Source organism: Streptomyces sp. NPDC126510, from assembly GCF_040302345.1.
Taxonomy (GTDB): Bacteria; Actinomycetota; Actinomycetes; order Streptomycetales; family Streptomycetaceae; genus Streptomyces.
Window position 1 is genome coordinate 78,118 of the sequence record NZ_JBEORR010000017.1, and the last position, 26,416, is coordinate 104,533.

19 protein-coding genes are annotated in these 26,416 nt (G+C 72.1%); 7 read left to right on the plus strand and 12 right to left on the minus strand.

Annotated features, from left to right (window positions below; all coding sequences use genetic code 11):
* Window positions 1–37: 37 nt before the first annotated feature.
* Complete coding sequence (locus ABTX60_RS24205; RefSeq protein ID WP_352099094.1) at window positions 38–3,466, minus strand: NACHT domain-containing protein; 3,429 nt, start codon at window positions 3,464–3,466, stop codon at window positions 38–40.
* A gap of 242 nt (window positions 3,467–3,708) precedes the next feature.
* Between ABTX60_RS24205 and ABTX60_RS24210 the strand changes: the two genes are divergently transcribed.
* Entirely contained in the window at window positions 3,709–4,791 is a 1,083-nt protein-coding gene (locus ABTX60_RS24210) for an SGNH/GDSL hydrolase family protein (RefSeq protein WP_352099095.1), read from the plus strand.
* Window positions 4,792–4,817: 26 nt separating this feature from the next.
* On the opposite strand, the gene ABTX60_RS24215 is transcribed toward ABTX60_RS24210, so the two are convergent.
* From ABTX60_RS24215 to ABTX60_RS24250, 8 genes are all read right to left on the minus strand, one after another.
* Complete coding sequence (locus ABTX60_RS24215; protein ID WP_352099172.1) at window positions 4,818–6,299, minus strand: MFS transporter; 1,482 nt, start codon at window positions 6,297–6,299, stop codon at window positions 4,818–4,820.
* A gap of 364 nt (window positions 6,300–6,663) precedes the next feature.
* On the minus strand, window positions 6,664–8,067 hold the full coding sequence (locus ABTX60_RS24220) for a cytochrome P450 (RefSeq protein ID WP_352099096.1): 1,404 nt from the start codon (window positions 8,065–8,067) through the stop codon (window positions 6,664–6,666).
* Between the two features lie 130 nt (window positions 8,068–8,197).
* A complete protein-coding gene (locus ABTX60_RS24225; protein WP_352099097.1) occupies window positions 8,198–9,304 on the minus strand; it encodes an NAD(P)/FAD-dependent oxidoreductase in 1,107 nt (368 codons plus the stop codon).
* Window positions 9,305–9,470: 166 nt separating this feature from the next.
* Window positions 9,471–10,634, minus strand: a complete 1,164-nt coding sequence (locus ABTX60_RS24230) for a substrate-binding domain-containing protein (protein WP_352099098.1) — start codon at window positions 10,632–10,634, stop codon at window positions 9,471–9,473.
* A 46-nt stretch (window positions 10,635–10,680) separates the two neighbouring features.
* Window positions 10,681–11,733: an ABC transporter permease gene (locus ABTX60_RS24235; protein ID WP_352099099.1), complete on the minus strand. Its 1,053-nt coding sequence runs from the start codon at window positions 11,731–11,733 to the stop codon at window positions 10,681–10,683.
* Entirely contained in the window at window positions 11,730–13,175 is a 1,446-nt protein-coding gene (locus ABTX60_RS24240; RefSeq protein WP_502992381.1) for a sugar ABC transporter ATP-binding protein, read from the minus strand. Before ABTX60_RS24240 ends, ABTX60_RS24235 begins: the two co-directional genes overlap by 4 nt.
* Before the next feature lie 193 nt (window positions 13,176–13,368).
* Window positions 13,369–16,557, minus strand: a complete 3,189-nt coding sequence (locus ABTX60_RS24245; protein ID WP_352099101.1) for a SpoIIE family protein phosphatase — start codon at window positions 16,555–16,557, stop codon at window positions 13,369–13,371.
* A gap of 167 nt (window positions 16,558–16,724) precedes the next feature.
* Window positions 16,725–17,147 (minus strand): YjbQ family protein, encoded by a 423-nt coding sequence (locus ABTX60_RS24250; RefSeq protein WP_352099102.1) that lies wholly within the window; start codon window positions 17,145–17,147, stop codon window positions 16,725–16,727.
* Between the two features lie 123 nt (window positions 17,148–17,270).
* Here ABTX60_RS24250 and ABTX60_RS24255 point away from each other — a divergent pair, with 123 nt between their 5' ends.
* From ABTX60_RS24255 to ABTX60_RS24275, 5 genes are all read left to right on the plus strand, one after another.
* Window positions 17,271–17,354 carry a putative leader peptide gene (locus tag ABTX60_RS24255; protein ID WP_349817350.1) on the plus strand — a complete coding sequence of 28 codons (84 nt, stop codon included), beginning with the start codon at window positions 17,271–17,273 and terminating at the stop codon, window positions 17,352–17,354.
* 130 nt (window positions 17,355–17,484) lie between these two features.
* Window positions 17,485–18,354, plus strand: coding sequence for an ABC transporter permease (locus ABTX60_RS24260; protein ID WP_352099103.1), 870 nt, complete (start codon window positions 17,485–17,487; stop codon window positions 18,352–18,354).
* Window positions 18,327–19,067, plus strand: coding sequence for an ABC transporter ATP-binding protein (locus tag ABTX60_RS24265; RefSeq protein WP_352099104.1), 741 nt, complete (start codon window positions 18,327–18,329; stop codon window positions 19,065–19,067). The genes ABTX60_RS24260 and ABTX60_RS24265 overlap by 28 nt, the downstream gene beginning before the upstream one ends.
* 55 nt (window positions 19,068–19,122) lie before the next feature.
* Window positions 19,123–20,154: an ABC transporter substrate-binding protein gene (locus ABTX60_RS24270; RefSeq protein ID WP_352099105.1), complete on the plus strand. Its 1,032-nt coding sequence runs from the start codon at window positions 19,123–19,125 to the stop codon at window positions 20,152–20,154.
* Between the two features lie 125 nt (window positions 20,155–20,279).
* Window positions 20,280–21,356, plus strand: coding sequence for an NAD(P)-binding domain-containing protein (locus ABTX60_RS24275; RefSeq protein ID WP_352099106.1), 1,077 nt, complete (start codon window positions 20,280–20,282; stop codon window positions 21,354–21,356).
* Between the two features lie 22 nt (window positions 21,357–21,378).
* Here the strand turns inward: ABTX60_RS24275 and mltG are convergent, their stop codons facing one another.
* Both mltG and ABTX60_RS24285 read right to left on the minus strand, forming a co-directional pair.
* A complete protein-coding gene (mltG, locus tag ABTX60_RS24280) occupies window positions 21,379–22,230 on the minus strand; it encodes an endolytic transglycosylase MltG (protein WP_352099107.1) in 852 nt (283 codons plus the stop codon).
* 43 nt (window positions 22,231–22,273) lie between these two features.
* Window positions 22,274–24,076 carry an ABC transporter ATP-binding protein gene (locus ABTX60_RS24285; protein ID WP_352099108.1) on the minus strand — a complete coding sequence of 601 codons (1,803 nt, stop codon included), beginning with the start codon at window positions 24,074–24,076 and terminating at the stop codon, window positions 22,274–22,276.
* Between the two features lie 86 nt (window positions 24,077–24,162).
* On the opposite strand from ABTX60_RS24285, the gene ABTX60_RS24290 reads away from it, so the two are divergent.
* Window positions 24,163–24,612: a MarR family winged helix-turn-helix transcriptional regulator gene (locus ABTX60_RS24290; RefSeq protein WP_352099109.1), complete on the plus strand. Its 450-nt coding sequence runs from the start codon at window positions 24,163–24,165 to the stop codon at window positions 24,610–24,612.
* 281 nt (window positions 24,613–24,893) lie between these two features.
* Here the strand turns inward: ABTX60_RS24290 and ABTX60_RS24295 are convergent, their stop codons facing one another.
* The gene (locus tag ABTX60_RS24295) at window positions 24,894–26,336 is read right to left on the minus strand and encodes a cation:dicarboxylate symporter family transporter (RefSeq protein ID WP_352099110.1); all 1,443 of its coding nucleotides are present in this window, start codon (window positions 26,334–26,336) and stop codon (window positions 24,894–24,896) included.
* Window positions 26,337–26,416: the final 80 nt, after the last annotated feature.

The window sequence follows — 26,416 nt, forward strand, 5'->3', positions numbered from 1 at the left end:
GGCGGCCCGGACCGGACCGTGCGTATGCGGCGCCCGCTCACCGCGGCCGGGAGTTGTGCTGCGCCCGATGCCCCATCGACTCCCAGAAAGCCCGCAACTCCGCGATGTCCGTGCGGCGCTGCCAGGACGCCTTGGGATGCAGGCCGGAGCGGGAGTGGGACAGGAGGGTGGCCTGGGCGCGGCAGAAGGCCTCGCCGAGTTCGACGCGCTGGCCGTCGAGGCCCTTGGGCGGGTAGGGGCACAGTTCGAAGGCGCAGTCGTCGCGGCAGTTGGAGCCCGCCTGGGAGGAGGCCGTGCGGACGGTGGTACGGGCGGGGTCGAGCGGGCTGCGGTCCAGGGTGAGGCAGGGCGGCAGGTCGGGGCGGGCGGTGTGCTGCAGGCGGCGGATGCGGTCGGTGGGCCAGTCGCCGCGTTCGGCCAGGTTGAGCAGCAGCAGCACGTCGGCGAGGAGCTGCTGCGCGCTCGGGTGGAGGGCGCTCCAGCCGGTGGAGGGCGGAATCCAGAGGTTGTGCTTGCGGGCTTCGCCCCGGGACGTCTGGGAGCCGACGTGCGCGGCGACGCCCGACTCGTCGATCCACAGGAACCGTTCGGGCTGCCGGGTCTCGAGCGCCCACACGCACAGCTTCCCGGCCGCCGTCACGAAGGGGTGCTCCGGCTCTCCGTCCGGCCGTGCCAGCCATTGACGGACCTGCTGGGCGGGGTCGGAACCGTGGCCGCTCGCGGGGTGGGAGACCGTGGCGCCGTCCGGCAGGTCCCAGAGGGTCAGCGCGTGCAGCAGTGTCAGGCGGGTGAACCAGAAGCGGGTGCGCTTGAGCATGTCCCAGGCCTGTTCGCTGAGGTACTCGCGGGCCTCGGACCGGGCGTGCGGATGACGGTGCCGTCGGTTCGCCGCGTACTTGAAGCCCTGGGCGAGTGCCACCTCCACGTTGAGGTCGAGCCGGGCGCGCGCGTCCGGGCTGTCCTCGGGGATGCCGACGCGGCGCACCCAGCTCTCCAGGAAGGCGTACGGCGTGTCCTGGTGCCGGTGGGTGGTGACCGAGCCGACGAGCAGCGGGACCAGCCAGGCGCACAGGGTGTTGTCCCGCCACTGCCGTTCCTCGGCCTCGCGGTCCTCACGCTCCCGTCTCCGCTCCTGACGCCGCTGCTGCTCACGCTCCTTCAGTTCCCGCTTCATTCGGGCGACCTGGCCCTCGCCGTGCCGTCGGCGCCGGCTCTCGCGCTCGCCGACGACCTCGGGCTGCTGGCCGCCCCACATCTCCTCGGTCCAGTCGGGCTCCCGCTCGACCCGCCCGCTCTCGACCACCTGCGGTCCGCGCAGTCTGGGCTGGAGCGCCTCGAAGGCGAGGTCGCCGCCGGCGCCGATCTCCTGCGCGATGGCGTGACGGACGGCGTACGAGGGCTCCAGGCGCGCGATCTCGAAGAGTTCCAGGTAGGCGGGCCGGAGGGTCTGGCGCTGGGCGACCCCGCGCATGGCCTCGCCGAACCGGGTCACGAGCAGGGCCTTGGCGGTTTGCAGGGTGTGCGGGTCGCGGGCCCGCAGCTCGGGCCAGGAGGTGCACAGCCGCATGGCGATCAGGTGCTGTTCCGGCTCGGCGTCGACACTGTCGATCTCCAGAGCGGCCGCGTAGAGCTCCAGGGCCTTGCTGTGCAGGGTGCGGCCGAAGAGCGGGCGCACCTCCCGTTCGTCGTCGTCGCCCTGGCCGCAGGTGCGGAACGACTGCGCCTGGCAGGCGGCCTCCATCAGGAGGTCGCGGGCGGCGCTCACCGGGCACCAGCAGGTCCCGTCCGGGCCCGCCGCGCCCGGCTCGTCGTGGACGCACGCGCCGTCCGGCAGCCGGGAGTGGAGCACCATGGCGATCAGCAGCTCCCGGCCCGGACTCCGCAGGGCCGCCGGGAAGAACGACCCCTCGCGGGGTTCGTCCGGGACGTCGGGATGGATCACCGCGTTCAGGAAACGGGCGCCCAACTGGGCCTGGATGACGCTGTGCTGGAAGCGGACGCGGTCCCCACCGAGCTCGATCAGCTCCATCCGGGCGCCCCAGTGGGCGGCAAGCCTGAGGTCGATGCCGCTGTCGCCGACCCTGCGGGCCAGTTCGCGGACGATCTCGGGGAAGCGGGAGTCGGCGGGGTCCTGCTCGTCGACGACGTCGGCGAACCGCACCTCCGAGGTGTCGAGGGCGAGCCCCACGCACGCGAGCGCCGACAGATAGTGGACGGTCGAGCGGCGCTCCTCCGGGGAGAGCGGCAGGTGCGGCCGGAAACGGCCGCTGATGAGGGCGCTGAGCCAGGTCTCGAACAGATGGAACCGCAAGGACGCCCGGTCGCCGCCCCTGGTCTCCACCGCCTCTTCCTCCGTGGGGACACTGAGGGCGCGCTCCAGCAGGCCCTGCTCGTGCAGTTCGGCCGCGATCTCCAGATAGGTCGGGGCCTCCGCGATGCCGGCCCGCTCGACGATCCAGTCCAGCCGCTGGCGGTCTTCCCCCGCGCCCCCTGAGGAGATGTAGGTGAGGGCGGCCTCCTCGCTCAGCGGCTCCAGCTCGGTGAGGGAGGCCTCCATGCCGCGCAGCGAGTCGTGCGGCCGGGAGGTGATGATGAGCGGCAGCCCCTCCTCGTTGGCCCGGCGGATGGCCAGCCGGATGATGGTGTCGCGCTCCTCCGTCAGGGCGGTGGCGGTGAGCGCCTCGTCCAGGCCGTCCGCGAGCACCACGATCCGCCCCTGCTGGCTCAGCCGCCGCCACACCTTCTCCGCTTCCGCGCCGGAGCGGATGGTGCCCTGTACCTCCCGGCAGAAGCGGGCGAAGGCCAGGTCGCGGAAGTCGAGGTCCTTCTCGGCGGCGCGCAGCCGCAGCGGCACGGGCACGGCCCCACGCTCCGCGAGCCTCTGGGTCAGCAGCACCACCAGCGCTGTCTTGCCGGTGCCGATGCCGCCGACGACGACATGGGTGCGGCGGAAGCGGCGGTCGCGCAGGTCCTCCATGAGGACGGCGCAGAGCTGGTCGCGGCCGACGACCCGGCCGAAGATGCCGCCCGCGGTCTCCACGAGTTCATGGGGGTCTCCGAGTGCCTTGCGTACATAGGCCTGGCGCACGTGGCGGAATCGGAAGAACAGGTACGTGACGGTGGCCAGGGCGAGGGTGAGGAACGGCATGAACAGCGACTGCAGGATGCTGCAGCTGAAATTGTCCTTACCGTCGCACTGATCGCTGATCCATCGGACGGGCGAGTGGAAGCTCTTGTCCTGCGGCAGGGTGATGAGGGCCGTGACGGCGAGGAACAGCATGAGCAGCGCCCCGATGAACGTCAGCACCAGCAGTGCCACGTACGTGCCGTTCTTGCGGACCCGCCAGGTCCTGGTCCGGTCGTAACCCTGCCGCATCAGCCGGCGCCGGTGCAGGGCGCCGCGGACACCGAGCCCGTCGCGCAGTACTCGCCCGAGCCGCCGGGGCGGTCCTCCTCCTTCGCTCACCCTGTGAATCTTCCGCCTCCCGGGATGTTTCCGGCACGGGCGACCCCGGATTCACCCGACGGAAGCGCCGAAGACGCCCGCCACCCGGCCGTACGGCACCGGTGCCGCTCGAGCGGTAACCGGGCGCTTCGCCCTCCCTCTTCCTCCACGGCCGCGTGCTTGACGCTGAACCGTTTCACTGCTTCCCTCGAATGACTGCCCATGGGAGCGCTCCCATGCCATCCCCACATGAAGGGAATCCCGTGCAGACCTCCCCCCACGCCTTCTTGAGACGCGCCCTGCCGGCCCTCCTCGCGGCCATGCTCATGACCTGCCTGCTCTCCTGGGCCGACGGCTCGCCCGCGGCTGCGCGGACCGGCTTCACCGGCACCACGGGGAAGGCGGCGGCACCCGGGCAGCCAGGCGACCCGAACATCAAGTTCGTCGGCCGCTGGGACACCACCGGCTCGGCCACTGCCTACACCCCGTACTGGGCGGGCGCCTACTACCGGGCCGGCTTCACCGGGCGGACGGTCAAGCTGAAGCAACGGAACACGATCGACCTGTGGGCGCGGATCGACAACGGTCCCGTGCGGTTCTACGACGACGTCAAAGGGACGGTGAACCTGACCCCGACGGCCCTCTCCCCCGGCAACCACACGCTCCAGGTCAACTACCAGGTGGTAGCCGGGTCGTACAAGGGTGACGCCGTCTTCCAGGGCCTGGTCCTGGACAGTGGCGCGACGACGTTCGCACCGCCGGCCCCGGCCAGGACGATCGAGTTCGTCGGCGACTCGATCACCGTGGGCACGACGAGCTCGCAGAACGCCCGTACCGCGTACGGCTGGCTGATCGGGGAGCGGCTGGGCACGGAGCACACGCAGATCGCCCAGGGCGGGGCCTGTCTGGTCGCCGCGGCAGACGGATGCGTCGGGCTGGAGCGACAGTTCACCAAGCTCAACCCGAACGCGGCGACGCCGGACTGGAATTTCTCCCGCTACCGGGCCGACGCGGTCGTCATCAACCTCGGCACCAACGATGCCGGGCACGGGGTGAGTGCGGCGCAGTTCCAGTCGGCGTACGGCAGCCTGCTGCGCAAGGTACGGGCCGCGTATCCGCAGGCGTGGATCTTCGCACTGGAGACGTTCCGTGGGCGGTTCGTCCCGCAGACCGAGGCCGCGGTGAAGGCCGCCGTCGCCGGTGGAGACGCTCGGGTGTCCTTCGTCGACACGACCGGCTGGCTGGGCTCGGGTGACCTGACGGACTCGGTGCACCCCAACGACCGGGGACACCGGGTCATCGCCGACCGGCTGGCGCCGGTCATCGCGGCGCGGATCGGTTCGTAGCGGGCCTGAAGGTCAGGGGGCGGGTCTCAGATCGGGCCGGGGCCCGCTCCTCCCTTGAGGCGTTCCAGGTCGGAGGGGCGGACCTGGATGACGACCAGGGCGATCAGCGCGGCCACGGCGGTGAAGATCGCCGCCATGATGAAGGCGGCCGACACACCGGCGGTGAGGATCTCGTCGGACCAGGGTTTGGGCAGTTGCCCGGTCTGCTGGAAGCGGATGCGTTCGGCCGGGGTCGCCTGCCGGAGGAAGTCCGGGACCTGCTGCTTCGCCTCGTTGGTGCTGGCGGTGCCGAACATCGTGACGAGGATGGACAGGCCGAGGGAGCCGCCGACCTGCTGGGTGGCGTTGAGGAGTCCGGAGGCCGCACCGGTCTCCGGCGTGGGCACGTTGGACAGCGCCATGAGCGTCAGCGACACGAACTCCATGCCCATGCCCAGGCTGAAGACGAGCATCGGGCCGAGGACGCTGCCGGCGTAGGTGGAGTGAACGTCGGTCAGGGTCAGCCAGGCCAAACCGGCCGCCGCCAGGATCGCGCCCACCACCATGAACGGCTTGGGTCCGTAGACGGGCAGGAACCGCGAGGCCAGTCCGGCTCCGACGGCGATGACCGCACTGACCGGCAGGAAGGCCAGTCCGGCCGCGAGCGGGCTGAACCCGAGCACGTCCTGCACGAAGAGCGTGAGGAAGAAGAACATGCCGAAGATGGCGGCGGCCAGGCACAGCATGATGCCGTAGGTGCCCGCACGGTTGCGGTCGGCGAACATGTGCAGCGGCGTGATGGGTTGTCTGGAACGCCGCTCGATCATGATGAAGGCCGCCAGGACCACCACCGCCCCGGCGAACGAGGCGAGGGTCAGTGCATCCCGCCAGCCTTCCTGCGCCGCTCTGATGAAGCCGTAGACGAGCAGCACCATGCCCGCGGTGGAGGTGAGCGCGCCGGCGATGTCGAAGCGCCCGGGGTGGCGTTCGGACTCCCTGATGAAGCGCGGCGTGGCGAGCACGATGAGCAGGCCGATGGGCACGTTGACGAACAGCACCCACCGCCAGTCCAGCCACTCCACCAGCATGCCGCCGGCGAGCAGGCCGATCGCGCCGCCGCCGGCCGAGACCGCGGCGAAGACCCCGAAGGCGCGGTTGCGCTCCGGCCCCTCACGGAAGGTGGTGCTGATCAAGGCCAGGGAGGTCGGGGAGGCGATGGCGCCGCCCACACCCTGCAGGGCCCGTGCGCCGAGGAGTTGGCCGGAGTTCTGGGCGAATCCGCCGAGCAGGGAGGCGAACGCGAAGAGCAGCACGCCGAAGATGAAGACGCGCCGTCGGCCGAGGATGTCGCCGGCCCGGCCGCCGAGCAGCAGCAGACCGCCGAAGGTGAGGGTGTAGGCGTTCACCACCCAGGACAGGCTGGTGGTGGAGAAGTCCAGCGCACTCTGGATGTGCGGCAGCGCGATGTTCACGATGGTGATGTCGAGGACCACCATCAACTGGCACGAGGCGATGACGAGAAGTGCCATCGTGTGTCCGCCACCACCGGGTTCCCTGGTGGTGGTCGCCTGTGGTGAAGCCGGCTGCGGGCTGCTGCCTGCGATGTCCACCGTTCGACGGTACGCCCGGCCCCCGCACCCCACCAATCGATCACCGTCGGCCCGGCGGCGACCGGTGCGGGGCAGCGGTGCGTCGACCACGAGTTCGCGCCGGCCGCGCCGGACGCGGGAGCCGTGGAGGTGCTGCGGCTGACCGGCGAGAAGGGTGATCGCCGGCAGGTGAGTGCGGACCGTCGCCGCGGACGGGCACAGCCGCACGGCGATCTCGCCCTCGCGCCCTGTCCCGGGCCCGTGGGGAACGACGGTGCGGACCGGGCGTTCGGCTCGTCCTCGCTCAGCGGCCACCGCGAATGAGGCCCGTCAGATACCGCCAGAGCGAGGAGCGCTGCCGGGCGGACGGGTCCGGCAGGACCTCCTCGGCCACCCCGGGTGCGGGGTCGTCCGCCCACGGCCGCGGGGGCGGTGCGGAGGCGAGTTCGTAGTGCACGGGCAGGGAGCGCAGGCCGCGCATGAACGGTGAGGAGCGCCACGGCAGTTGGTCGGCGGGCAGGGCGAGGTCGAGGTGGTCGAACCGCTCGAACAGGCGCCCGACCCCGGCCGCCGCGACCGCCGAGGCGAGTTCCCGCGCCGGGCACTGCCGCGGCCCCGCTCCCCAGGACAGGTGGGCCCGGGTGCTGATGGTGGTGCCCGAGGCGACGTGGTCGGCGAAGAGCGGGTCGGCGTGGGCGGCGCCCGGGGAGACCCACACGGGGTCGCCGGCCCGGATCGTGTAGTTGCCGAGGGTGGTGTCCCGGGCCGCGAACCGCGGGACGAAGTTGACCAGGGGCGGCTTGCGCATGACGACCCGGTTCATGCTCTCCCTGACCATCCCGGCGGACAGGCTGGCACGCACGCTGCCCTCACCCGAGATGACCTCCACGACGGTGTTGGAGATGAGGATGCCGACGTGGTCGGAGGTCATGCCGAGCAGCATGAACAATTCGCGGGCGAGCTGGTCGAGCGAGAGGTCCGGGTGGGCGGCGAGCAGGTACGAGGGGAAGTCGTCGCCCGGCTTCTCCAGCTTCAGCGCGGCCAGTTCGGCCAGTGCCGCCAGCAGGCGCTCCAGCGCGGCCTCGGCGTCCTGGCCCGCGTCGAGCACGCGCCACATGTCCATCAGCGCGTCGTCGCCCTGCGAGCCGGGGAAGCCCAGCAGATGGCTGGCCACCATCAGCGGCAGCGGCCGGGAGAACTGCGCGGACAGGTCCGCCACGCCCGCTTTGCCGCCCTGCCCGACGAGGGTGATCAGTTCGTCGGCGTAGGCGGTGACGGCGGACTTCAGGCGCTTGGCCTGGGGATGGCGGGGGTCCTGGAAGGGCTTGAGGGCGACGTCCCACGCGGTGCGCAGCGGCCGGTAGCCGGGGCCGCCCTGGATCAGGATGTGGTTGACCTCCAGGGAGGGTCCGAGCGGCCAGTCGGCCGGCACCCTGCCCTCGGTGCGGGCCCGCCAGTTCTCCAGGCCCTTGGGCCAGCCGTCGTCGTCCTGGAGCACCTGGAGCGATTCGCGGTAGCCGAGGACCAGCCAGGCCGGCACCCCCAGCAGATCGACCGGCGCGACCGGGCCGTGCTGCTGCCGCAGTCGTTCGTACACGAGCGCGGGACGCGTCTCGTAGTCCCTGGTCAGCAGAGGTTCGGGAGCGAGTTCCTCCAGACTCGTGCCGTCCAGGTGCACGGGTCCGCCGTCACCCCGCTGGGATTCCATCGTCTTCCACCCTCCGACACGCCCTGTACCGGCACACCATCAGCCGGTAGCCGGAAACGGTGGGGACCCTACCCCAGGCCGAACTCGCGGGTAACGACCGGGGGTGGGTGGTGGTGACGGCCGGTCCGCGTCAGGCGGCCGTGTACCCGAGTTGACGGCGCATGTAGGGCGTCATGAGGCTCTTCGCCTTGGCCAGGGTGGTGGTGCGGCTGCCGAGGACGGCGGATTCACCGCCCGGCACGGGCAGCACGGTCAGTCCGTCGGCGGACCCGAAGGGCACGATGAGCGGGGTGCGCCGGGTCGGGCGGTAGAGGCGCGGTTCCCTGCGGTGCTTGCCCGAACTCTGCAGATAGCCACGGATGTTGTGGGCGGCCGTGTCGGCCTGGGCGAGGGCGGCGGGGGTGACCTTGAGTTCGCTGACGTCGTTCACGTCGCCGACGGCGAACACGTCCAGCCTGCCCTCCACCCGGAGCGTCCGGTCGACCTTCACGCGGCCGGCCGCGTTGAGCCAGTCGCCGTGCCCGGCCAGGCGCAGCCAGAGCGTGTTGGGGGTGGTGCCCGTCGCCCAGAAGGACAGGTCGGCCTCGACGATCGTGCCGCGGGCGTCGCGGTAGGTGCCGAAGTCGGTGCCGGGCGACATGAAGGAGTCGAGCAGCACCTCGACGTCGTGGGACTCCAGCCAGGCCAGGGCCTTGCGCCCCGGGCGTGCGTTGCCGGCGGAGTCGAGCAGCGCGGGCCCGGAGTGGGCGAGGGTGACCCGGGCGTCCGGGCGGGCGAGGCGGATCTCGGCGCTGAGTTCGACGCCGCCCGGACCGCCGCCGACGACCAGGACGTGCTCGGCAGTGGCGACGTCGCGCTGGTGCTCGGCGAACGACTTGGCCGCCTCCTCGGTGGTGGTGCCGGTGAAGCGGGCCGGCTCGGGATAGTCGGCGCCGGTGGCGATCACGACCACGTCGTACGGCAACCGCTCGCCGGTGGCGAGGACGACCTGCCGCTCGGCGGTGTCGATGCGGACGGCCTTGCCCGTGACCAGGCGCCCGTGGCGCAGCAGACGGTCGTAGGGGATGAAGGGTGTGTGCGTCCACTCGGGGTGCACCCCGGCGCGCAGGGAGGCGATGCGGTGGAAGAAGACCTCCTTGCGGTCCACCAGCGTGACCCGGGCCGTGCCGTCGAGCCGCCTGGCCAGCCGGACACCGGCATAGCCACCGCCGATCACCACTACGTCGCCGTCGTACACACCGAGTCTCCTGTGCCTGGTGGGGGAAGCGAGGGCCGCCGCGGACGGGCCCCGCTCGGATCGGCCCCCGGCGGCCACTCGACTGACGCGACAGTAGCGATTGAGAGTTAAAGGAATTCCGAGGTTCCGTGCATGTTCCGTGAAGGGATCGGCACCTGAACGGCCGTCACTTCCCCCAGATCTCGCGGTAGGCCTCCCGGTAGCCCGAGGGGTCCCAGGCCGTGGCCCCTTCGCTGTTGTCGGCCGTCGCGATGTGCACGGGGGCCACGTACCCGCTGTCGGGGCGGCCGGAGAAGGCGCGGTTGAACTCGTCGACGATCTGCCAGCCCTGGAGGGACAGCGGCTCGGGCACGGTGGCGGCCTGGTACTGCTCGCTGTTGACACGCTGGAAGGCGGACGGGTCGCCGTCCCCGGCCCCGATGTTGAAGGGCGGGCCCGAGCCCTTCTCGCCGGCGGCGCGGAAGGCGGGGGCGGCGTCGGCGAAGTACAGGTCGTTGATGGCCACGGAGTGGGTCCAGCGGTCCTGGAAGCGGGAGAGCAGGGAGGAGATCTCCCGGGGGGTACGGCTGCTCGCGTCGGGGATCGGGATGTTCTCCACCGAGAGCAGCCGTACGCCCTGACATTCGGCCAGTTGATCGCGGATCAGGTCGGACTTGTTCCGGGCGAAGGGGATCGACGCGTCGGTGATGAGCACGACCCCGGCGCGGCCGTTCGAGTCGGAGATGATCCACTGCGCGCTGATGCGGGCCACGTCCTCGACGCGGGTGGTGACGTTGGTGAAGAGGTCGGGCCGGCTGCTGGGGCCGGGGTCGGGGACCGCGTGCCAGCCGATCAGCGGGATGCCCTGGGCGTTGGCCCGGGCGGTCTGCTGGGCCGTCGAGTCGGGATCGAACCCCCCGATGACGATGCCCGAGGGCCGCAGGGCGACGGCTTCGCTCATGGCCGCCTGGATACCGGCCGGGGTGCCGCCGCCGTCGATCACCCGCACGTTCCAGCCGATGGCACGGGCGGCGTCGCGCACCCCGTCGGCCGCGCCCGCGACACCGGGGTTCGTCATGGTCTGGGCGACGTAGACGAGGCTCTTGCCGGACACCGCGCGGGGGCCACTGTTGGGTCCGCCCCAGGGGGTGTCGGTCCGCTCCGCCCGGGCGACGGCTTCCCGGGCCCGGGTATGGACGGCGGGGCAGCCGCTCGGGCCGGTAGTGCTCTCGTCGGCGGCGTCGGAGGAGCCGCGTTCGCAGCCGGTGAGGACCGCGACCGTGGCCAGCAGGGCGCAGGAGGCGAGCCGCGCGGCGCGGACTGCGGGGGCGGCCTTGCGGGTGTGGTGCACGGGAGCTCCAGTGAGGGGATCGACGCGCCGGGGCGAGCCGTCAGGGTCAGGGCGGGGTCGTGCCGCCCTCCCGCGCGGGAGAGGACGGGGGCGGCGCGGCGGGCGTGTCGCGGGCCGCGCCACCGCGCAGCCGGCGGCGGGCGGCGTATCCGGCCAGACCCACGGCGATGAGCAGGGTGCCGCCGTTGAACAGCGGGACCGTCCAGAACTCGGCGCCCAGCTGCGCGATGCCGGTGAGGCCGACGGCGAGCACGGCGACGGCGACGACGGTGCCGAGGGCGTTGGGCCGGCCGGGTTTGATCGCCGTGGAACCGAGGAGGGCGCCGACGAAGGCGGGCAGCAGGTAGTCGAGGCCGACGCTCGGGTTGCCGATCTGCTGCTGGGCGGCGAGCAGCACCCCGGCGAAGCCGACGATCAGGCCGGAGGCGGCGAACGCGTGGACGGTGTACCTGCGGGTCGGGATGCCCACGAGGTCGGCGGCCCGCGGGTTCGACCCGACGACGTACAGGTACCGGCCGAGCGGCAGCCGCTCCAGCACCAGCCAGAGGGCGGCCGCGAGGGCGAGCACGTAGAAGGCGGGGACCGGGAGGCCGAGGAACGAGGAGTCGTAGAGGTCGGTGAACCCGGGGGGCAGGCCCTGCGGGCCGGGGACGATCCGGCCGCCGTCGGTGATCCAGCCGGTCACGGCGTACATCATGCTGCCGGTGCCCAGGGTGGCGATGAAGGAGTCGATCCGGCCGAACTCGACGATGACACCGTTGAGGACGCCCACGACCAGACCTCCGGCGAGCACGGTGACGCAGGCGAGCGGCCAGGGCCAGCCCTCGCGGACGACGAGCTGCAGCACCATCACATGGGCCAGGCCCAGCCCGTAGCCGATGGAGAGGTCGAACGCGCCGGTGACGACGGGCACCATGGCGGCGAGCGCGAGGACCGCCGGGATCGACTGGTTGGACAGGATCGAGTCGAGGGTGTCCAGCGTGGGGAAGGTGTCCGGCAGGGCGAGGGAGAAGGCCAGGTAGAGCAGGGCCGTGAGGACGAGCAGGCCGTAGGCGCCGATGTGGTGGCCGCCGGGACGGCGCCGCGGCCGGGGCGTCACGGCTGCCCGGCCGGCGACGGGGGCATGGCCGAAGCCGCCCGGGTGAGTCCGGCGACGGTGAGCGCGGGGCCGCTCAGCTCGGCCGTCACGGTTCCGCGCACGAAGACCAGAGTGCGCCGGCACACGCTCGCCACCTCCTCGAAGTCGGTCGACAGCAGCAGCACCGCGAGACCCCCCTCCAACGCCTCGTGGAGCAGGCGGTGGATCGCGGCCTTGGCGCCGACGTCGACGCTCGCGGTCGGCTCCTCCAGGATCAGCAGCCGCAGGTCCGTCCGCAGCCAGCGGCCGAGCATGACCTTCTGCTGGTTGCCGCCGGACAGTGTGGCGATGGGCGTCTCGCTGTCGCGGGGGCGCACCGAGAAGCGCTCCATGAGGGCGGCGGCCCGGGCCCGTTCGCCGCGGGGGCCGATCCAGCGCTGTGCGGGCAGACCTCCCGCGCGGGGGTTGGCCAGGAGGTTCTCCCGTACGGTCAGCTCGGCGAGGCAGCCCTCGCGCAGCCGGTCGCCCGGCACCAGGCCGACCCCGAGGGCGACGGCCTCCGCCACGGTACGCGGGTGGTACGGCCGTCCGTGCAGCACGGCCCGCCCGTCCAGGAGGGGGTGGGCACCGGCGAGGGCGCGGCCCAGGTCCATGTGCCCGGCGTCGGAGAGGCCGACCAGGCCGAGGACCTCCCCGGCGGCGAGCTCGAAGGTCACGGGCCCGGCCCGGGAGGTGCGCACGCCGTCGAGGCTCAGGACGGGGGGCGCACCGGCTGCTGGTCCGGCACGGCGGTGGGCGGCCGGTTCGTCCGCCTCGCCGACGATGTCGTGGACCAGACGCGCGGGGCTGCGGTCGGCGAGCCGGCCGTGGCTGACGAGCCGGCCGTCACGCAGGACGGCGAAGCCGTCGGCGACCCGGTAGACCTCGTCCAGGCGGTGGCTGACGTAGAGGACCGCGTGTCCGCGGTCGCGCAGATCGTGCAGGACGCGGAAGAGGCGGTCGCAGTCCGCGGCGGGCAGGCGTGCGGTCGGCTCGTCCAGGACGATGAGCCGCGCGCGTGCGGCCAGGGCCCGGGCGATCGCCACCAGCGAGCGGTCGGCCGGCGCGAGACCGGAGACCGGCGTGTCCGGATCGAGGTGTGCGGCGACGATCCGCAGGGCCTCGAGGCAGCGCGCGCGGGTGCGCCGCCAGGAGATCAGACCGGACCGGCGCCCGTACCCGGTGGTCAGGGCGAGGTTCTCGGCCACCGTCATCCACTCCACGAGGCCTAGGTCCTGGTGGATGAACGACATGGCCCGGGTGGCGGTGGGGCTGCCGAGGGGTGCTCCCGCGACGGTGACCTGCCCCGCGTCCGGGTCGTGGACTCCGGCGAGGATCTTGATGAGGGTGGACTTCCCGGCGCCGTTGGGCCCGAGGAGGGCCAGGACGCTGCCCGGATGGACGTCGAGGTCGGCCCCGGCCAGCGCGACGGTGCCGCCGAACCGCTTGCTGAGTCCGCGGATCCGGACCAGGGGTTCCGGCCCGAAGGGCGAAGCCGTCTCCGGGGGCGTGTCGGGAGCGTCGCGCACTCGATCAAATTACAGCATTCCGGGCATTTTTCAGCCTGCTACGGCTCCGACGGGGAGTGGCCTCCCCGGTGTCCGGCCGATGGCCGCCTCACACCGTGTCGAGCCCGCACTCGGCCCAGATGACCTTGCCCTCGGGCAGATAGCGCGTGCCCCAGCTCTGTGACAGCTGCGCGACGAGGAACAGGCCGCGTCCGCCCTCGTCCGTACTCGCCGCCCGGCGCAGGCGCGGTGCGGTGTTGCTGGCGTCGGAGACCTCGCAGATCAGGGTCCGGTCGTAGAGCAGCCGCACCCGGATGGGCTCGGCGCCGTGCCGGACGGCGTTGGTGATCAGCTCGCTGAGGATCAGCTCCGCTGCGAACGCGGTCTCCTCCAGCCCCCGGTCGGACAGCCACCGCACGGCGGACGCCCGCACCTCGCCGACGAGGGCCGGGTCGGCGGACAGCTCCCAGGTGGCGATCCGGCCGGGGTCCAGGGCGTGCACGCGGGCGACGAGCAGGGCGATGTCGTCGTGCGGGTGCGCGGGCGCCACGGTGTCCAGGACCGCCTGGCAGGTCTCCTCGGGGGCGCGCCCGGGATGGGCCAGGGCCTCGCGCAACTGCTCCAGGACCACGTCGACGTCGCGGTGCCGGTCCTCGATGAGCCCGTCGGTGTACAGCACGAGCTGGCTGCCCTGGGGAAGGTCGACCTCGACGGCGTCGAAGGGCAGGCCCCCGAGACCGAGCGGAGGCCCGGCCGGCAGGTCGGGGTAGGTCACGGTGCCGTCGGGGCGGACGAGCGCGGGGGGCGGGTGGCCGGCGCGGGCCATCAGGCACGTCTGGGCCGCCGGGTCGTAGACGGCGTAGAGGCAGGTCGCACCGATGACGCCGGCGCCCTTGCCGTCGGGGTCCTCCCGGTCGAGGCGCCCCACGAGGTTGTCCAGGTGGGTGAGGACCTCGTCCGGCGGGAAGTCGAGCTCGGCGAAGCTGCGGGCGGCGGTGCGCAGCCGGCCCATGGTGGCCGCGGAGAGCATGCCGTGGCCGACGACGTCGCCGACGAGGAGACCGACGCGGGCGCCGGGCAAGGGGATGACGTCGTACCAGTCGCCGCCCACGTCCGACTCGGCGGGCAGGTAGCGGTGGGCGACCTCGACGGCGTCCTGGTCGGGCAGGCCATGCGGGAGGAGCCGGCGCTGGAGGGCCAGGACCATGGTGCGTTCATGGGTGTAGCGCCGGGCGTTGTCGATGGACAGGGCGGCGCGGGAGGCCAGTTCCTGGGCGAGGGAGCGGTCGTCGTCGCCGAAGGAGCCTCCGGCGCGGTAGAAGCAGGCGACGCCCAGGACGACACCGCGGGCGAGCAGGGGCACCGCGATGAGGGAGTGCACGTGGGCCAGCAGCCGTGCGGTGGGCTCGGGGTCCTGGGCGAGCCAGCCCGCGGCGGCTTTCAGGTCCGGTTCCAGCACGGCCTCGCCCCTGCTGAGGCAGCGCAGCTGGGGCGTGGCCGGGCCGAAGTCGATGCGCTTGCCGACCGGCGTGAAGGGCAGGCCCTCGCGGATGCCGTGGACGACCGTGCGGCGCAGGTCGGCGAGGGGGTCGGCGGACTCCTCGCCGCGCAGCACGGCGTCGGGCAGGTCGATGGTGACGAAGTCGGCCAGTCCGGGGACGGCGGTCTCGGCCAGCTCCTCGGCGGTGCGGCGCACGTCCAGGGTGGTGCCGATACGGGTGCTGGCCTCGGACAGCAGCTCCAGACGCCGGCGCGCCGCGAGGGCATAGGCCCCGACCTGCGGCTCCCCCAGCATCACCAGACCCCGGGCCGGGAAGGCCTCCTCGGACTGCCGCTCACCCGCGGCACTCCCGCCACCACCGGCCGCAAGGGCCCCATCGGGCTCGCCAACGCCCCGGGCCGGGAAACCCTCCCCGGACTGCCGCCCACCCGCGGCACTCCCGCCACCACCGGCCGCAAGGGCCCCATCGGGCTCGCCAACGCCCCGGGCGCCGTCGCCCGGGCCGGCCGCACCGGGCTCGACGGGACGTCGATCGCCGCCGGTCGCGGCAGGCCCGGCGGGGGGCGGCGGGTGGTCCGTCGCGGCAGGCCCGACGGTGCTCGGCACGTGATCCGCCGCTGCGGGCACCGCGGGAGGCGCTTCGCCGTGCGTCGGGTCGGTTCCATCGGCGCCCGTGGCGACGCGGAGCCCGTCGGTGCCGCCAGGGCCCGCCGTTCCGCCGTCTCCGTCGGGCGTCACGGCGGGGAGGGAGGATGCGGTGAGGTGCCCGGCCGGCAGGGTGAGCGCCGGGCGCGGGGTGGAGAGTGCGACGGCGGGGGCGCCGAGGCCGGACAGTTCGTCCGTCTGGCGGGGTATGACGAGCGGCTCCCCCACCGGGACGTCCGGCAGCAGGGCCTCGATGGCGAATCCCCGGACCCCCGAGCCGCTCGTCACCGGACGGCTCACCAGCGTCACCCGCCGGCCGCCGGGCAGGGTCACCTCGGTGGCGCCGCGCTGCGCACGGGAGATCAGCTCGGCGGCCTTCTCCCGGAGGATCTCCTGGTCACGGGGGTGGAACTCGTTCGCGAGCGCCTCCAGCGCCACGCCGTGGCGCGGACCGGCGGTCACGGCCCCGGGTGCCAGGTACGTCCGCAGCAGGGCCTGCTCGCGCGCGGAGCTCTGTCCCAGCAGCCGCCGCTCGATGCCCTCGGCCGCCCGGCGGATGGCGACACCCAGCGCGGGCCGCTCGAAGGCGCGCGGATAGCCGAGGCAGAGGACGCCCTCGATACGCCCGCTGAGCGGGTCCCGGACGGGCATCGCGACGCAGGCGTTCTGCTGGGAGCGTTGCGCGAAGTGCTCGGCGCCGTAGACGCGGATGAGCTGCCGTTCCGCCAGGGCCAGTCCGATGCCGTTGGTGCCGGCGACCTGCTCGGCGAAAACGAACCCTGGGACGACCTGGATGGCTGGGAGGCTCCGGGCCATCGACGGGTCCCCGAAGCGGCGCAGCAGGACCGTCCCGGTCGCGTCGGCGACCGAGATGTTGACCTGGCTGCCGGCGAACGCGGACTGCAGCCGGTCGAGCACCGGCGCGGCCGCCCGGACGATACGGCCGCCCGCGTCGAAGTCGTCCCGGTAGGGCAGGTCGAAGGTGTCCGGCGACAGCCCCAGGGACCGGCAGCGCTGCCAGGAGTTCAGGATGGACGTCCGCACGCCCGTCGCGACGGGCTCGCCCTGGAGGAACAGCTCGCGCAGACTGGCGGGCCCCGTGCCGTCCGTCGCACGCCCCGCCGGCCTGGGTTCCTCGCCGGACCGAACCACGCTTCGCCTCACTTGCGCCCGCGATAATCCGCTGCTCGGAAGAGAATCTGGCATTGATGAGGATACGGGCATTACGGGCGGGCGTCACGGCGCGCCGGGGTCGGGCGGGGCCGACGGCCGGGCGCCGGGCGGGGCAGACGGCCGGGCGCCGGGCGGCGGGACCGCGCTCACCCCAGGAAACTCAAGCGCACCTTCCGTTCCGGGTTGTCCTTGTTGGTGTCCACCAGGCACACCGACTGCCAGGTGCCGAGCTCCAGCCGGCCGCCCAGCACGGGAAGGGTCGCGTGGGGCGGGACGAGGGCGGGCAGGACGTGGTCGCGGCCGTGACCGGGGCTTCCGTGCCGGTGCTGCCAGCGGTCGTCGGCGGGCAGCAGGCTGTGCAGCGCGGCCAGGAGGTCGTCGTCGCTGCCGGCACCGGTCTCCAGGACGGCGATGCCGGCCGTCGCGTGCGGCACGAAGACGTTGAGGAGGCCGTCGCGGCCGGCCGCCGCCTCACGCAGGAAGGACTCGCAGTCGCCGGTGATGTCGAGGACCTTCTCGGCGGCACCGGTGCTGACGTTCAGAACGCGGGTGGTGAAGACATCTGACATGCCCCCATCCTGACGCACGCGCCGGACTTTCAGCGGGCCACGCGGGGCCGGTTGGTGATACACGCGTCCCACTGATCGAGACGCCGTTGACCGTGCGCATGCCAGCTGGCTAGGTTCGGCCGCATGTTGCGTTCAGCCCTGCTCACCACGCGCGGTCACATCGACCTGCTGCGGGTGGCCTCCGCCGCGTGTCGCCGCGGCTGCTGACGCCCCTCTCCTCCTCCCCCCCGGCTCACTCGCCCCCGTTCCGCCTGTCCGCCGATCGCTCCTGATCACATGGGCACGGCGGCGGTGAGGCGCGCTTGCCGCAGCCCGCGCTCTCCCCCGTGGATCACTCATGAGCATCAGTCATGCCCCGCCGGTATCCGAAAAACACGATATTTCGCCTGTATCGGCTTCCGATCTCGACCTTCAGCCCCTCGTCCCCACGTCTTCCCGCCGCGCTCGCGTCCCGCGCTGGCTGCGCCGCACCACCGGCCCGGTGCTGTTGCTCGCGCTGTGGCAACTCCTCAGCAGCAGCGGCGCGTTGCCCCCCGACGTGCTCGCCTCACCCAGCCGGATCGCCCAGGTCGGCACAGACATGCTGGCCGACGGTTCACTGTCCACCGCCATGGGCACCTCACTCCAGCGGGTCGCCGGCGGGCTGCTGCTCGGCCTGGTCGTCGGCACCGGACTCGCCCTGCTCTCAGGCCTGTTCCGGATCGGCGAGGACCTCGTGGACGCGCCCGTGCAGATGCTGCGGACCGTGCCGTTCGTGGGACTCATCCCGCTGTTCATCATCTGGTTCGGCATCGGCGAGGCACCCAAGGTCGCCATCATCACGCTCGGCGTGACCTTTCCCCTCTACCTCAACGTCTACGCCGGAATCCGGGGCGTGGACGCCCAGTTGATCGAGGCCGGCGAGTCCCTCGGACTGTCGCGGTGGGGACTGGTGCGGCACGTCGTCCTGCCCGGCGCCCTGCCGAGCGCCATGACCGGCCTTCGGTACTCGCTCGGCATCGCCTGGCTCGCGCTGGTCTTCGCGGAGCAGGTCAACGCCGATTCCGGCATCGGGTTCCTGATGGTGCAGGCGCGGGACTTCCTGCGGACCGACGTGATCGTGGTCTGCCTCGTCGTCTACGCCTTCCTCGGCCTGCTCGCCGACTTCATCGTCCGCTCTCTCGAAAAGGTGCTGCTGCAATGGCGACCGACGTTCACCGGCCGGTGACCCCGCAGGCGGTCCATGTCGACGGCCTCACCCGGTCCTTCGACGGCCGGGCCGTCATCGACGACCTGCGACTGGACGTCCGGCCGGGCGAGTTCGTGGCCCTGCTCGGCCGCAGCGGCTGCGGCAAGTCGACGCTGCTGCGCATCCTCGCCGGGCTCGACCGCGACATCGAGGGCACCGTGCTGGTGCCGCGCCGCAAGGCCGTCGCCTTCCAGGCACCGCGGCTGATGCCGTGGAAGAAGGTGTGGCGCAACGTGCTGCTCGGTCTGCCCGGCAAGCCCGAGCGCACCGTCGCCGAGCAGGCTCTGGACGAGGTCGGCCTCGGCCACCGCACGGACGCCTGGCCCAAGACCCTCTCCGGCGGCGAGGCCCAACGCGCCTCCCTGGCGAGGGCGTTGGTGCGCGAACCCGATCTGCTGCTGCTCGACGAACCGTTCGGCGCGCTCGACGCCCTCACCCGGATCAAGGCCCAGCGGCTCGTCGGCGAGTTGTGGCAGCGCCGCGGCTGTGCGGTGCTCCTCGTCACCCATGACGTCGAGGAGGCCGTTCTGCTCGCCGACCGCGTCCTGGTCATGGACCGCGGGGTCATCGCCCATGAGCAGCACATCGACCTCGACCGCCCGCGCGACATCACCGACCCCCGCTTCGCCGCCCTGCGCGCCGGCCTCCTCGAACGCCTCGGCGTCGAGTCGACGGCCGCCGAAGCCGCCTGACCCCCTCCCCGCGTACCGCCCGTACGCCGGTACGACCCACACGAACGGAACCACCATGCGACGACGACGCCTCTCCCCCGCCGCCCTGCTCCTCCCCCTCGCCCTGCTGCTCACCGCCTGCGGCGGCACCCCGGCAGCCGGCACGTCGGACGGCCGCGTCGACGGCAAGGGCTCCGTGACACTGAACGTCGGTGATCAGAAGGGCGGTTCGGAGGCCATCCTGCGGGCCGCCGGGGAACTGAAAAACCTCGACTACAAGATCAAGTGGTCGACGTTCACCTCCGGCCCGCCGCTGCTGGAGGCCATCAACGCCGGGGCCGTCGACACCGGAGGCGTGGGCAACACCCCGCCGGTCTTCGCGGCCGGTGCCGGTTCGAGGATCAAGGTGGTTGCGGCCTGGCACGGCACGTCCAAGGGCGACACCATCCTCGTCCCGAACGACTCCCCCCTGAAGCGCCCCGAGCAGCTCAAGGGCAGGTCGGTGGCCGTCGCCCAGGGGTCCTCCGCACACTTCCAGCTGATCGCCTCCCTGAAGAGGGCCGGGCTGAAGCTGAGCGACGTCAAGGTCAAGTACCTCCAGCCGGCCGACGCCCTGGCCGCGTTCACGTCCGGCAAGGTCGACGCGTGGGCGGTGTGGGACCCGTACACCTCCCAGATCCTTCAGGGCAGGCAGGGGCGGGTGCTGACCGACGGCGACGGCGTGACCAACGGGCACACCTTCCAGGTGGCGGCCCCGGCCGTCCTGAAGGACAAGAAGAAGGCAGCCGCCCTCAAGGACTACCTGGAGCGGCTGCGGCGGGCCTACACCTGGGTGTACGACCACCAGGAGGAGTGGGCGAAGGTCTGGGCCGAGGACACCGGGCTCCCAAAGGACGTGGCGCTGGCCGCGGTGAAGCGCACCTACACGACCCGGATCGCGGTCGCCGTCGACAAGCCGCTGATCGCCTCCGAGCAGGAGATCGCCGACACCTTCACCGCTTTGAAGCTCATCCCGCGCAAGGTCGACTTCGCCGAGTTCACGGACACGCGCTTCAACGGCGATCTGCCGCCCTCGACCACTCAGGCGCGTCCTTCGGCCGGTTCGTGAGGCAGCCGTGTGGGTCCCCCGCCACCGGGGGGGGGGGAGCGCGCGCGTCATGTCCTCGGCAGGAGCTCCATGGCGGGAAGATCCGCAGCGGGAAGATCCACCACCCCGCCACGGTTAGTAGAAATGTGAACAACACACGCGAGGTCGAGGTAGTCGTCATAGGCGCAGGTCAGGCCGGTCTGGCCGGCGCCTATCACCTGCGGCGATCCGGTTTCGAGCTGGACCGCGACTTCGTCGTGCTGGACCACTCCCCCGGTCCCGGCGGCGCCTGGCAGTTCCGCTGGCCGTCGCTGACGTACGGCAAGGTGCACGGCATGCACGCGCTGCCGGGCATGGAGCTCACGGACGCGGACCCGTCACGGCCGTCGTCCGAGGTGATCAGCGCGTACTTCGACCGCTACGAGCGGACCTTCGACCTGCGGGTCAGGCGCCCGGTGGACGTACGGACGGTGCGCGAAGGGCCGGGCGGACGGCTGCTCGTGGAGACCTCGGACGGCGTGTGGTCGGCGCGGGCGCTGATCAACGCGACCGGCACCTGGGACCGGCCGTTCTGGCCTCGTTATCCGGGCCAGGAGACCTTCCGGGGGCGGCAGTTGCACACCGCGCAGTACCCCGGGCCCGAGGCGTTCACGGGGCAGCGGGTCGTGGTGGTGGGCGGCGGCGCCTCGGGGACCCAGCACCTGCTGGAGATCGCCTCGTACGCGGCGGCCACCACCTGGGTCACGCGGCGCCCGCCCGTCTTCCGGGAGGGGCCTTTCGACGAGGACGCGGGCCGCGCGGCGGTGGCGCTCGTCGAGGAGCGGGTACGGCGGGGACTGCCGCCCCGCAGTGTCGTCTCGGTCACCGGGCTGCCGCTCAACGACGCGATCCGGCAGGGCATCGAGGACGGGGTGCTGGACCGGCGGCCGATGTTCGACCGGATCACCCCAACCGGTGTGGAGTGGGCCGGCGGGCGCCGCCTCGACGCCGACGTCATCCTCTGGGCCACCGGCTTCCGCCCCGCGATCGACCACCTCGCCCCGCTCCGGCTGCGCGCTCCGGGCGGCGGCATCCGCATGGAAGGCACGCACGCGGCCGCCGACCCCCGCGTCCACCTCGTCGGCTACGGGCCTTCGGCCAGCACCATCGGAGCCAACCGGGCCGGACGCGCGGCCGTACGGGACATCAGGCGGCTGCTGGAGCGCGAGCCGGTCGCGGCGTGACACGGGCGGGGCCGCCAGGCTGTCACCCGGCCGCCCGGGCCCCGCTCTTCTTGATCTGTGCGTTGAACTCCGCGACGTTGCGCTGGTGTTGCCGGTAGTCCGCGGTGAACCGGGTGTCGCCCGGGCGGACGGTGACGAAGTACAGCCAGTCGCCCGCGGTCGGGTTGACGGCCGCCCGCATCGCCTCCTCGCCCGGGCTGCCGATCGGCGTGGGCGGCAGGCCCATGCGCTGGTACGAGTTGTAGGGGCTCTCGATCCGGGTGTCGCTCTCGGTCGTACGAAGGGCGGAGCGGTTGAGGGCGTAGTTGATGGTGGAGTCCATCTGCAGGGGCATACCGCGTTCGAGGCGGTTGAAGATGACCCGGGCCACCTTGCCCATGTCGGCCCTGGTGGCGGCCTCGGCCTGGACGATGCTCGCGATGGTGACGGCCTGATACACGTTCATGGCGTTGCGCTGCGCCCCGGCGGCGATGGGCGCACCGTTGAACTTCTTGTTCGCGGTGTCGACCATGAGCGCGAGGAGCTGGTCCGGAGTGGTCTTCTCCTGGAGCGGATAGGTGGCCGGGAAGAGGTAGCCCTCCGGATTGCCCTCGGCGTCGTTGGGCAATTTCAGCGCGGCCTTGTCCAGGGACTTTCCGGTACTGCCGGCAGGCAGGGCGAGGGCCTTGTCGACGGCCGCGTAGACCTGGCTCGCGCGCCGGCCCTCCGGGATGGTCAGGGTCATGGGCCGGCTCTCCTCCTCGGTCCCGGTCTCCAGGGTCAGCAGCGGCACCGCCACGGCGGTACCGACCACGACGGCTCCGGTCGCGACGAGGGCGATGCGTCCCCGGCGCGTCAGTCGAATCGTGCTCCGTGGCGGAGTGTTCGTCTCCATGCGGGCACGGTAACCCGCATATCGTCACAAACCCGGCATATTTTCATCTTGTCGGCTCCAGTTGGGCATCCCGGCGTACGAGTGCCGCGTACCGGCCGCCCTCGTCCATGAGGTCCTCGTGCGTACCGCGTTCGACCGCGCGGCCCGCGTCGAGGACCACGATCTGGTCGGCCCCCCGCACGGTCGAGAGCCGGTGGGCGATGGTGAGGGTGGTGCGGTTGGCCGACAGGGCGTCGATGGCGTCCTGGACGGCCGCCTCGGTCCGGGTGTCCAGCGCGCTGGTGGCCTCGTCGAGGATGAGGACCGGCGGGTCGCGCAGGATGGTGCGGGCGATGGCCAGTCGCTGCTTCTCACCGCCGGAGAAGCGGTGGCCGCGCTCGCCGACGACGGTGTCGTAGCCGTCGGGCAGGGCCACGATGTGGTCGTGGATCTGCGCCGCCTTCGCCGCTTGGTGGAGCTCTTCGTCGGTGGCGTCGGGCTTGGCGAAGCGCAGGTTCTCGGCGACCGAGGCGTGGAAGAGGTACGTCTCCTGCGAGACGACACCGACCGCGCGCGCCAGGGTGTCGAAGTCGAGGTCGCGGACGTCGGTGCCGTCGAGGGTGACGCGGCCGCCGGTGACGTCGTAGAGCCGGGGCACGAGGTAGCCGAGGGTGGACTTGCCGGCACCGGTGGGGCCGACGACGGCGAGACTGCCACCGGCCGGGACGGTGAGGTCGATCCCCTCGAGAACCGGGCCGCCCTTGTCGTCGTAGCCGAAGGAGACGTTCTCGAAGCGGACCTCGCCCTTGATCCGGTCGAGACGGACCGGGTCGGGCCGCTCGGTGATGTCGATCGGCAGGTCGAGGTATTCGAAGATGCGCTGGAAGAGCGCGAGCGAGGTCTGGATCTGCACCCCGGTCGACAGCAGGCTCACGGCCGGGCGGAACAGGCCCTGCTGGAGCGAGACGAAGGCGACGATCGTGCCGATGGAGACCGCGGGGCCGCCCAGCTGCAGGGCCATGCCGGCGGTCCAGTAGATGACGGCGGGCAGGGCGGCCATGACGATCGTGATGACGGCCATGCGCCACCGGCCGGCCATGTTCGACCGCACCTCCAGGTCGACGAGCTCCTCGGACTCGTCGGCGAAGGACTTGGTCAGCGAGTCGGAGCGGCCCATCGTGCGGCCGAGCAGGATGCCGCTGACGGAGAGCGACTCGGTGACGGTGGCGGCCATGGCGGCCATCTGCTTCTGACGCTGGGTGGTGATCTTCCGGCGTTCGTTGCCGACACGGCGGCTGATCCACACGAACACCGGAAGCAGCAGCAGCGAGACGACCGTCAGGCGCCAGTCGAGGGCGATCATCGCGACGATCGTGGCGACCACGCTGGTGACGTTGGAGACCAGGGAGGTCGCGGTGGAGGTGACGGTGGCCTGCATGCCGCCGATGTCGTTGGCGATGCGGGACTGCACCTCGCCCGTGCGGGTGCGGGTGAAGAAGGCCAGGGACATGCGCTGGAGCCGGCCGTAGACGGCGGTACGCAGATCGTGCATGACGCGCTGGCCGACCGTCGTGGAGATCAGGGTCTGCAGGACCCCGAAGACGCTGGTGAGGACGGCGCTGAGGATCATGCCGAGGGCGAGCAGGCTGAGTAGGCCCGTACGCCCCTCGGGGATCGCGACGTCCAGGATCTCCTTCAGCAGGAAGGGCGTGGCGACCGAGACCAGGGACGCGGCGCCGACCAGCAGGCCGACGATCGCGAGACGGCCCCGGTAGGGGCGGAAGAGGCCGAGGATGCGGCGGACCTGCCGGGGCTGCTCCTTGGAGTCGGCCGGCGGGGTCCAGGAGGCTTCACGGTCGGGATGCATGGGCTCCTACGAGGTATGCGGCGGATCGGATCACAGCTCATTGTTACCTGTACTCACAATGAACAGCATCCTGATAATGTTCCCGCATGACCACGCCCGATCCCGACGGCCTGCTCGCCGAGCAGCTGCTGCGGCTCACCCGCCGGGTGCATCGCATCCAGAAGCGCCATCTGGAGCACCGCGAGCTCGGCATCACCCCGGCCCAGTCCCGGCTGCTGCGCACGCTGGCGCACTGGGGCTCGCCGCCGCGCATGGCCGACCTGGCCGAGCGCCTCGAGGTCGTGCCGCGGGCCGTGACGACGCTCGTCGACGGCCTGGAGGCGAGCGGCAAGGTGCGGCGGGTCCCGGACCCGGCGAACCGACGGGTGATCCGCATCGAGCTGACGGACGACGGGCGGGGCGCGCTGCGCGAGCTGCGGGCGGCGCGCAGGTCGGCCGCGGAGGAGATCCTCGCTCCGCTGACGGAGGATCAGCGTCAAGCGCTCGGAGGGTTGCTGGACACGTTGATCGACGGGGCGCCGGCGCAGTCCTGCTGACGGGCCGGAACCAAGACAGCGATCACCGGCACGGCACAGCCGACCGGCGGGAGCACGGCAGCGGGCATTCGCGGCACAGCCGACCGGCGGGAGCACGGCAGCGGGCATTCGCGGCACAGCCGACCGGCGGGAGCACGGCAGGGGGCGCATTCGCGGCACAGCGGACCGGCAGCAGTACGGCAGGGGCGCCTTCACCGCCAAGCCGACCGGCGGGAGCACGGCAGCGGGCCGCGCCGCCGCTCGTCCTGCCCGTGCGGTGGCGCGGCCCGTTGCCGTTGCGGTCAACCGGCCTCGGGAGCGGGCTCCTTGAGGTCCCCGGCCTTCTGGGCCGGGATGTCCGGCACCGGTGCCCCGATGTCGGCCTCGGCACCGGCGCCCTTCTGGGTACCGACCGGCGCGGCGGCGTCCTTCCCGGCGTCGTCCGGCGCCGGGGTGTCCTCCCCGTCCAGCGTCCGCTTCGCCTGAGCGGTGTCCAGCGCCCCCTCCCAGCGGGACACCGCGAAGACGGCGACACAGTTGCCGAGCAGGTTCGTGACGACGCGCATCGAGTCCATGATGCGGTCCACACCGAGCAGCAGCGCGACGGCCCCGGCGGGGATCGCCCCGAGGGACGAGGCGGTCGCGGACAGCGCGAGGAACGCCGAACCCGGAATGCCCGCCATGCCCTTGCTGGTCAGCATCAGCACCAGGACGACGGTGATCTGCTGACCGAGACTGAGGTCCACACCCACCGCCTGGGCGATGAACAGCGTGCCGATGGACAGGTACAGCGAGGCGCCGTCGAGGTTGAAGGAGTAGCCGGTGGGGAGCACCAGCCCCACGGCGTCGTCGCGGGCGCCGGCCCGGCGCAGCTTCTGCATGACGCGGGGCATCACCGACTCGGTGGACGCGGTGCCGAGCGCGAGCAGCATCTCCTCGCGGATGTAGCGCAGGAACTTCCAGAGGCTGAGCCCGGTGACGGCCTTCAGGGCGACGGCGAGCAGCGCGTCGAACAGCGCCGCGGCCACGTAGCAGAGCACGATGAGCTTGGCGTACGTCCTCATCACGCCCAGGCCGTAGTTGCCGACCAGGTGGGCCATCGCGCCGAACACCGCGATCGGGGCCAGCCGCATGATGAAGCCGACCACCGCGAAGATGATCTCCTGGGCCTGCTCGATCGCGGGCAGGATCTTCGGCACCTTCGTATGCCCGAGGTGCAACAGCGCGGCACCCACCAGGCAGGCCAGGATGAGGACTTGGAGCAGCTCGTTCTCGGCGAAGGCGCCGACGAAACTCTGCGGAAGCGCGTTCAGCACGAACTCGGCCGTGGTGGGCAGATGGCCACCGCCCGTCGTCTCGTCGACCGCCGCGGTGTTCAGCGAGGAGGGGTCGACGTTCATGCCCTTGCCCGGGCCGACGACGTTGGCGGCGACGAGACCGATGACCAGGGCGGCCGTCGAGGCGATCTCGAACCAGATGAGGGCCTTCACCCCGATCCGGCCAAAGGCCTTCAGGTCACCGGCCTTGGCGATGCCGACGACGACCACGCAGAACACCAGCGGCGAGATCACCGTCTTGATGAGCCGCGTGAAACCGTCGCCGAGCGGCTGGAGAGCCGTGGCCGTGTCCGGCCACAGCTTTCCGACGACGATTCCGAGGACGAGTGCGCAGGAAACCTGCGCGAAAAGCGAGGTGCGCAGGGTGCGTGCGACGCGTCGCGGGAGGGACGGTACGGACGGCGGCACGAAGCCTCCTAGGGGGACGGGACACAGAGAAGCCGGAGGGGACTTCTGTGATGCGGAACGGGGATTCCACTTCCGACACC